This window comes from Vibrio sp. OPT46 (assembly GCF_015163535.1).
Classification (GTDB): domain Bacteria; phylum Pseudomonadota; class Gammaproteobacteria; order Enterobacterales; family Vibrionaceae; genus Vibrio; species Vibrio alginolyticus.
On record NZ_JADDYG010000747.1, the window covers coordinates 1 to 442 of the forward strand.

The following is a 442-nucleotide window of genomic DNA, read 5'->3' on the forward strand; positions in this document are numbered from 1 at the left end:
AAGCGAGCGGTATTAATGTCCGACAGCGTAATGATTGAAGAGCATCACTTAGATTTACCTCAACGTAATGACTCAAAGCGCAGCTTGAAATCAATCCGAGAGAAGAGTGAACGTGATGCGTTGCTGGTTGTTTTGGAATCTCATTCTGGTCAAGTTTCAAATGCGGCGAAAGAGCTCGGAGTTTCGCGTGCAACCATGTATCGACTACTTAATAAACATAACTTGATTTCCGAACAAGCCATGTAGTTGGCCTTTCCCTGTGTTAAATAGGCGAATAAATACAATAAAAGAGAGTGGCCACAGAGCCGCTCTTTTTATTTTTGTTTGGTTTGATTTATAAAATCCGCAAATTTATATATTCCTCAGGTGAATATGTTATACGTAAAAGTATATGAAACTAAATTGCGGTGTATTGATTTGTTTTTAATCAAAAAGGCAAAAA

1 protein-coding gene is annotated in these 442 nt (G+C 37.6%); it reads left to right on the forward strand.

The window, feature by feature from the left end:
- Positions 1 to 246, forward strand: a 246-nt coding sequence (locus IQR33_RS26730) for a helix-turn-helix domain-containing protein (protein WP_322631807.1), incomplete at its 5' end; no start/stop codon positions are given.
- Positions 247 to 442 lie beyond the last annotated feature (196 nt).